Genomic DNA, 6,360 nt, shown 5'->3' on the forward strand with positions numbered 1-6,360 from the left:
CATGCCTAAGAAAATCCTTGTTTTACATACAGGTGGGACTATTTCCATGCAAGCAGACGCAACTGGTGCAGTTGTGACCAGCCAGGACAATCCCATGAACCATGTCACCAATCCACTTGAAGGGATTGAGGTTCATGCCCTAGACTTTTTTAATCTGCCAAGCCCTCATATCAAACCCAAGCATATGCTTGCACTCTATCATAAAATTAAAGGGGAAGCAAGCAACTACGATGGTGTTGTCATCACACATGGTACAGATACCTTAGAAGAAACAGCTTACTTCCTTGATACCATGAAAATTCCGCCCATCCCCATCGTTCTAACAGGGGCCATGCGTAGTTCAAACGAACTTGGTAGCGACGGTGTATATAACTATCTGAGCGCTTTGCGAGTTGCCAGCGATGACAAAGCAGCCGACAAGGGTGTACTGGTCGTCATGAACGACGAGATCCACGCAGCCAAGTATGTTACCAAAACTCATACGACCAACGTCAGCACCTTTCAAACCCCAACACATGGACCACTTGGCCTCATCATGAAGCAAGAAATCCTCTACTTCAAAACGGCTGAACCTCGTGTCCGGTTTGATCTTGAGCATATTCAAGGTCTGGTTCCCATCATCTCAGCCTATTCAGGTATGACAGACGAGCTGATCGATATGTTAGACTTGGAACAACTGGATGGCTTAGTTATTCAGGCCTTCGGAGCAGGCAATGTTCCCAAAGAAACAGCTCAAAAGTTGGAAAATCTCCTCCAAAAAGGGATCCCCGTCGCCCTGGTTTCACGATGCTTTAATGGTATTGCCGAGCCCGTCTACGCTTACCAAGGGGGAGGGGTTCAATTGCAAGAGTCTGGCGTTCTCTTTGTCAAAGAACTCAATGCTCAAAAAGCTCGCCTCAAATTATTAATCGCCCTTAACGCTGGACTAAAAGGACAGGCCTTAAAAGACTATATGGAAGGCTAATCCTCTTCTCTAGAACACAAAATCAGGAAATCGTGAAGATTTCCTGATTTTTTCTATTTACGTTTTCGTGTAGAGCGACGTTCTGTCAAACCATGAGGCAAGAGAACTTCACGTTCTTCCAACTCTTCCTTATGCATAATCTTAGTCAACATACGCATGCTGATAGCGCCTAGGTCATAAAGAGGTTGGGCAATAGTTGTCAAGTTTGGACGAGTGTATCGTGCAATTTGAGAGTCATCCGTCGTAATGATTTCAAACTCTTCTGGCACTGAAACACCATGATCTGATAAACCATTTAGCACACCTGCTGCCAATTCGTCACCAGTCACAACTGCAGCTGTGGCTTGTGATGAAACCAACCGTTCTGCCAAGGCATAACCATCGTTATAGCTATATTTTGATTCAAAAACCAAGCCCTCGCTATAAGGGATTCCTGCTTTTTTCAAAGCTTCCTTATAACCAATCAAACGAACCTTGCCATTGATATCATCGACAAGCGGACCACTCACAAAGGCAATTTTCTCATTTTCTTTAAGAAGATAGCTCACTGCGTCAATCGTGGCTTGTTTGTAGTCAATATTCACACTTGGAAGTTGGTGTTCTACATCCACCGTACCTGCAAGAACAACCGGCGTCCGTGAACGAGAGAATTCTGAACGAATCTTTTCAGTCAAGTGATAGCCCATAAAGATAATCCCATCGACTTGTTTTGAAAAGAGCGTATTGACCACTGAAACTTCCTTTTCATCATCCTCATCACTATTTGCTAGGACAATGTTATACTTGTACATTTCAGCAATGTCATCAATCCCCTTAGCAAGTGTTGAGAAATAACCATTGGTAATGTTAGGAATCACAACTCCGACTGTCGTTGTTTTCTTACTAGCCAAACCACGAGCGACCGCATTTGGACGATAGTCCAAGCGTTCAATCACTTCGAGGACTTTTTTTCGAGTGTTCTCTTTAACATTCTTGTTGCCATTAACGACACGGCTAACTGTTGCCATTGAAACTCCTGCTTCACGGGCAACGTCATAAATCGTTACTGTATCATCTGTGTTCATTCCGTTTCCTTTCTATATTGAAAATTTCGCTTTCACGCATCTGCTTACTCCATTTTATCACTTATTGTAAACACTTTCAAGTATTTTTTAGAGAAACTTTGAAAAAATTTCACAGTCTATTCTCATTTTGAAAAAACAAGCAGGATTCCTTGATTTTTCAGCTTTTTTACTGTATGATAAGAAAAATAAAAGGAGGAAGGAAACATGGCTTTTACAAATACACAGAGACGATCCGCTAGTTTTGGCGTCGTGACCAGCTTGCCTGACGATGTCATTGACTCTTTATGGTATATTATCGATCATTTCCTGAAAAATGTCTTTGAATTAGAAGAAGAACTTGAGTTTCAACTGCTCAACAATAAGGGGACCATCACCTTCCATTTTTCTAGCCAGCACCTTCCGACTAGTATCGATTTTGATTTCAATCATCCTTTCGACCCCCTTTACCCTCCTAGGGTCCTTGTTTTAGACTTGGACGGCAGAGAAACCATCCTCCTTCCAGAAGAAAATGACCTATTTTAAAAACTCTAGCTTCTCGGCGCAAACTGCTGAGGAACTAGAGTTTTCTTTTTCTAATAAATGGATCGACTGACAACTAGACCGTTTGGTTTTGTATACTCTAAATCAAGGTAATCCTGATAAGTCCCTGGCACAATGAAACCTTGGGGACTCAATATATCAGTTCCAGCTTTTCCCACGATAGAGTCTACCAGCAAAACACAATTGGTACTGAGAACAAAGTAGGTCTTGAACTCGGATGAGCTGAATTTATAGAGGGTCGCATCCGCTTCCTCTTGCAGTTGGTAGGAGTAGGTATGCTTGACCTCTCCCTCTCTTCTTTTCATCAACTGCGAACATGGTTCCCAAGGAATTAACAGGTCTTCTATCTCCGCTAGGCGAGCTTGGATAGCTGTTTTCTGTTGGTCCGTCAAACTCAGACCATAAGCAAACAAGGTCTTCTGACTTTCCCTCTTACAGAGCTCGATATATTTTTCCCGATTGGCCTTAAACAAAACACCGTCTCCAACCATACCAAATAAACGCTCCGAGTGGGGATCATAGGAACCATAGGAAATAACCTTCCCTTGATAACAAATATCCACATGTCCCATAGCAAGGAAGAAAGAGGTTTCTGAGGCATGGACAAAAATTTCCAGATCAACCGTCTGGTCGTTTTTTCTTTCTGAATGAACCTCCCCTTCTTGGCTTTCATGATTTGACAGCCACTCATTCAGTTTGCGCAGGGTGCTGATAGGAATCAGAGCTGTCACAAAGATAGGCAGGGTCATTCGCATTCGCCGTTTCAGCTTGGGATTGTTTTCTATCCTTTCAAAAAAGAAACCGTCCCGGAGGCTACTAGCTCCTAGCATGAGCAAGTAAAATCCAAGCAAGAGCAATTCAAAATTCGCTGCATCGTGAAAAGGAGAGATGCTATAAAGACCGAATCCTATCATCCATACAGCATCGAAGAGATGATGAATCCGAGGATGAATGGCATTTTTTCGATAAAGATACCAGGTCACAAGACTAATGATACCCGTAAATAGCTGGTAGCTCGCAATGATAAAAACCAAGAGATAGAGGGTAAGGTCTTGCAAAACGATAGAGTCAAACACCAGAGCCGCAACCACCAGCTTGCCCAAGGTTACAAAGATATTTTCCCGACGTTTTTTATCCTGAAACCAGCGAGTCAACAAGTGCCAAACTGCTGATAAGGAAAAGTAGCCCATCAGCAACTGGTACCCCATTCGCGGAATAACTTGTCCAAAACGAATCAAGAGAAGCCCTAAAACAATAGCAAGTAGTCCCTCCCCGATACTCTTCCACTTGCTATAGGTCTCGGAAAGCTTAGGCATTTCCTTGCTCCAACTGGTCAACCAAGTATCGAATTGGTTGTTTCAAGATTGGATGGATAAAATGGGGAGCTATTTCCACTAACGGCTCAAGGACAAAGAGGCGTTCTGCTATATAAGGATGAGGCAAGATGAGCTCGTCTGTATAGATGACTTGGTCCTCCACAAAGAGCAAGTCCAAATCAATCAAACGAGGCCCCCAATGCACTTCTCTCACCCGTCCCATTTCTGACTCGATGGCTAATAATGTTTCTAACAAGACTGGTGCTGGAAGCCATGTTTCTACTTCAATCACCTGATTGGCAAAGCTATCTTGTTCCACACCACCCCAAGGCTCTGTCGCCAAGACACTGGACTCTTTGAGAATATGGAGACCTCGAGTTCGAAGTTTGTCAATAGCTTGTTCCAAGTTTGCTTGCTTGTCCCCCATATTGCTTCCTAGAGCGATAAAAGCCCGCTGCTTACGACGGTGAATGGTCACCGAGCAAGTATCTAGTGGCAAATGCACTGGAGCCCAAGGTTTTTTTAGTTCCAACTCAATCTCTTGGACAAGAGGATAAGTCTCAAAGGTACGTTCAACTAGTTTGTAGGCTACCGTTTCAATCAAGTCCTCAGTGCTTTCCTGAAACCAAGTCGTCCACTGCTGACACAATTCTCCGTAATGGATAGAAGCTGTCAAATCCAATTCTGTAGCCGTCTTGGTCATATCATAAGATAAGCTTGCGGAAATAACAAACTTCTGCCCCAATTCCTTCTCACTAGGGAAAAGACCATGATAGGCAAAAATTTCCAAATCTTTAATCTGCAGTTGATCCATAACTAGTCCTTTCTAGAAAAATCCGCCCAAAGCGGATTCTTTTTATACTCAATGAAAATCAAAGTGCAAACTAGGAAGCTAGCCGCAGGCTGCTCAAAACACTGTTTTGAGGTTGCAGATGGAAGCTGACGTGGTTTGAATTTGATTTTCGAAGAGTATTATAGTCCCATTAGACGATAAGCCTGATCTCGGAGGTCCTTATCTGTTTCAAACACACCTCGAGCTACTGTCGTCAAGGTTGCAGTGCCTGGTTTTCTGACACCACGCATGCTCATACACATATGTTCTGCCTCAATGACAACAAAGGCTCCTTTAGCACCCAGATAGTCCATCAAGGCATCGGCCACTTCGATATTCAACCGTTCTTGAATCTGTGGTTTTTTAGAATAAACTTCAACCGTACGGGCAAGCTTGGACAAGCCTGCCACACGGCCATCTGGAATGTAGGCAATGTGCGCTCTACCATAAAATGGCAAAAAGTGGTGCTCACACATAGTATGGAAAAAGATATCCTTTTCCACTACCATATTGTCATCAATAATCTCAAAGGATTTTGACAAATGTTCCTCCGCAGTCTGACCAAGACCTGAAAAAATCTCTTGGTACATACGGGCTACACGAGCAGGTGTTTCCTGCAAGCCCTCGCGGTTAGCGTCCTCACCGACAGCCTCAATAATCATTTTTACAGCTGCTTCAATCTTTTGTGTATCCATTCTCGTTCTTCCTCTCCATCAGATAGGCTCTCACTTGGCTCAAGAAATACAAGGAACCTGTGATAATCCTAACTGTTTGTTTCTCTTCATTTTTATCTGTCAATTTCTGCTCTAGAAAATCCTGCCAACTTTGGTAATTGAGGTTTCTAGACTTGGCTGTCTCTTTCAGCACGCTTTCATCAGTCGCCCGACTATCGTCAAAATGGGTTACAGTCAATTGACTATCTGGCACCGTTTCTAGCAAGTCCAACATATCGTCCAAGGCCTTGGTTTTGATGCAGGTAAAGAGGATTTCCTTATGATAATCCGCAAAGCGTTCTTGCAAGGTTGCTAATAAAGCCTTTACGGCATGGGGATTATGGGCCCCATCCAAAAGCAACAAGGGGTCACTAGACACGACCTCCAAACGTCCAGGCCAACTTGTTTCCTCCATGGCTTGAGCGACCAAGTCATTACTTGCTAATTCTCGCCCAATCTCCTGACAATAAGTGTCTAGGAGAGCAAGCGCCATCCCCGCATTCTCTATCTGGTGCAAACCAAGCAGACCTGTTTGAAAGCGACCTGTTCTGACAGAACTGGTATAATCAAAGATTTCACCCGCTACCACGCTTTCTTGATGACCAACCTGGTAATCACTTCCATAGGCAAGTCTAGGTGCATTTTTAGCTTCTGCAATAGGGTCGATCACAGTCAAGGCTTCAGGAACAATATGACCTGTCACCAAGGGAATACCTTGTTTGACAATACCTGCCTTCTGCTCCGCTATGGCTTCCAAGGTGTCACCAAGTAGGGCCACATGATCCAGTCCAATGGTCGTAATTCCTGTTAAAATCGGCTGGCAAACATTGGTACTATCCAGAAGGCCACCCATGCCGACTTCCATGATGGCCACATCTACTAGCTCAGAGGCAAAGTAATCATAAGCTAGAGCTGTGATAATCTCAAATTC

General features: G+C 43.7%; 7 protein-coding genes. 2 read left to right on the forward strand and 5 right to left on the reverse strand.

The genetic code is table 11. From position 1 onward, the window contains the following. The first annotated feature begins 1 nt into the window (after nucleotide 1). A complete protein-coding gene (locus SORDD24_RS09280) occupies nucleotides 2-964 on the forward strand; it encodes an asparaginase (RefSeq protein WP_061409795.1) in 963 nt (320 codons plus the stop codon). 53 nt (nucleotides 965-1,017) lie between these two features. Here SORDD24_RS09280 and ccpA read toward each other — a convergent pair whose 3' ends face one another. Next, nucleotides 1,018-2,028: a catabolite control protein A gene (gene ccpA / locus SORDD24_RS09285; protein ID WP_061409797.1), complete on the reverse strand. Its 1,011-nt coding sequence runs from the start codon at nucleotides 2,026-2,028 to the stop codon at nucleotides 1,018-1,020. A gap of 204 nt (nucleotides 2,029-2,232) precedes the next feature. Between ccpA and SORDD24_RS09290 the strand changes: the two genes are divergently transcribed. Next, on the forward strand, nucleotides 2,233-2,550 hold the full coding sequence (locus tag SORDD24_RS09290) for a DUF960 domain-containing protein (RefSeq protein ID WP_000886045.1): 318 nt from the start codon (nucleotides 2,233-2,235) through the stop codon (nucleotides 2,548-2,550). 50 nt (nucleotides 2,551-2,600) lie between these two features. Here the strand turns inward: SORDD24_RS09290 and SORDD24_RS09295 are convergent, their stop codons facing one another. The 4 genes from SORDD24_RS09295 to SORDD24_RS09310 all read right to left on the reverse strand — a co-directional run. Further along, nucleotides 2,601-3,884 (reverse strand): DUF308 domain-containing protein, encoded by a 1,284-nt coding sequence (locus SORDD24_RS09295; protein ID WP_061409799.1) that lies wholly within the window; start codon nucleotides 3,882-3,884, stop codon nucleotides 2,601-2,603. Further along, nucleotides 3,877-4,698, reverse strand: a complete 822-nt coding sequence (gene folK, locus SORDD24_RS09300) for a 2-amino-4-hydroxy-6-hydroxymethyldihydropteridine diphosphokinase (protein WP_061409801.1) — start codon at nucleotides 4,696-4,698, stop codon at nucleotides 3,877-3,879. Before folK ends, SORDD24_RS09295 begins: the two co-directional genes overlap by 8 nt. A gap of 158 nt (nucleotides 4,699-4,856) precedes the next feature. After that, a complete protein-coding gene (folE, locus tag SORDD24_RS09305) occupies nucleotides 4,857-5,411 on the reverse strand; it encodes a GTP cyclohydrolase I FolE (protein ID WP_061409803.1) in 555 nt (184 codons plus the stop codon). Continuing rightward, nucleotides 5,392-6,360: bifunctional folylpolyglutamate synthase/dihydrofolate synthase (locus SORDD24_RS09310; protein WP_081103576.1), on the reverse strand; the 969-nt coding region annotated here is incomplete at its 5' end. The genes SORDD24_RS09310 and folE, both read right to left, overlap by 20 nt.

Source organism: Streptococcus oralis (assembly GCF_001579175.1).
GTDB lineage: Bacteria > Bacillota > Bacilli > Lactobacillales > Streptococcaceae > Streptococcus > Streptococcus oralis_O.